The 1,293-nt window shown below is 67.4% G+C and carries 1 protein-coding gene and 1 pseudogene; one reads left to right on the forward strand and one right to left on the reverse strand.

The genetic code is table 11. The annotated features are described in order from the left end of the window. Window positions 1-1,042: TIGR03790 family protein (locus B2W70_RS02390; protein ID WP_349677427.1), on the forward strand; the 1,042-nt coding region annotated here is incomplete at its 5' end. A gap of 3 nt (window positions 1,043-1,045) precedes the next feature. Here B2W70_RS02390 and B2W70_RS02395 read toward each other — a convergent pair. Then, window positions 1,046-1,293, reverse strand: a pseudogene (locus tag B2W70_RS02395) (hypothetical protein); the annotation flags it as partial.

A 1,293-nucleotide genomic window follows, 5' to 3' on the forward strand; every position in this document is an offset into this window, starting at 1 on the left:
GGCATCTCGTGCGGTCGATGCATCCGACGAGGGCGCTGGAGCCAACGCCGGCGGCCGCCAATGGATCAGGGTGCCGCGGGTGTGGGGGCGGATCACCGCAGAAGAACTCGGTGTGGTCATCAACGTGGACGACCCGTACTCCGTGGAGGTGGGCGAGCATTACATCCGGGCGCGCAAGATCTCGCCCAGCCAGGTGCTGAGGTTGCGCCTGCCCGTCAGGCCCACCCTGGATCGCCAGGAGTTCCAGGCGTTCAGGCGTCAGGTCGATGGCTTTTTCGGCGTGCGGTCCCAGGGCCTGGCCCTGGCTTGGCGCCAGCCGCACGCGGTCGAGTGCCACAGCATCACCGGGGCGCTGGCCCTGGGGTTCGACCCGGCGCTTTGTGAAAAGACCTGCGCGCCCAGCAAGCCATCGCGGTACTTCGGCTCCTCCAGCACCCACCCGATGCGTGACTTTGGCGTTCGCCTGAGCATGTTGCTGGCCGCACCCGACGTGGCCCAGGCCAAGGCCCTCATCAACCGCGGGGTGGCTTCGGACGGCACGCTCGGCGAGCGTGGGGCGCAGCCTGCGAACGTGCATTTCGTGGCGACGTCCGACGCCCTGCGCAGCGTGCGCCGTCAACTGTTTCCGCCGGCCGGTCCCGTGCCGGCTTTTGGCATCGACGTCCACCTGGACCAGACCGACGCCTTGCGTCACGCCGACCGGGTGTTGATGTACCTGACCGGTCGCACCCACGTGGACGGTCTCGAGAGCGTCAACTTCCTGCCAGGCGCCTTGGCCGATCACCTGACCTCGTTCGGAGGCGTCCTCGACAAGCCCAACAGCCAGATGACGGTGATGTCTTGGATACAGGCTGGCGCCACGGCCAGCCATGGCACGGTGAGCGAGCCTTGCTCACACCTGCAGAAGTTCCCGCACCCACAGTTGTTGCTGCTGTTCTATGCCCAGGGGGCTTCGGCCATGGAGGCTTACTGGAAGAGCGTGGCATGGCCCCGTCAGAGCCTTTTCGTGGGTGAGCCCCTGGCCGCGCCTTTTGGCCGCTGAGGTTCAGCGCATCCAGCCCCAGGCCACGCATTGAGCGATCCAGGCCTTGCGCAAGGGCGTCAGCAGCAGGCGCTGATGCAGCACGGCGTCGCCCGCGTTGGCCACCACCTCGACCTGGGCGAGCGCCAGGTGCGCCAGCAGCACCAGCGGTCGCAGGGCCTTGGCCTGATCTTTGGGCAGGCGCCGAATCTGATCCAGGGATTCATGCAGTGGCGTGCGAGCGCGTTGCGCGAGGTCCGCCAGCAACTGGG

This window comes from Aquabacterium sp. UBA2148 (assembly GCF_002328915.1).
Lineage (GTDB): Bacteria > Pseudomonadota > Gammaproteobacteria > Burkholderiales > Burkholderiaceae_C > Aquabacterium > Aquabacterium parvum.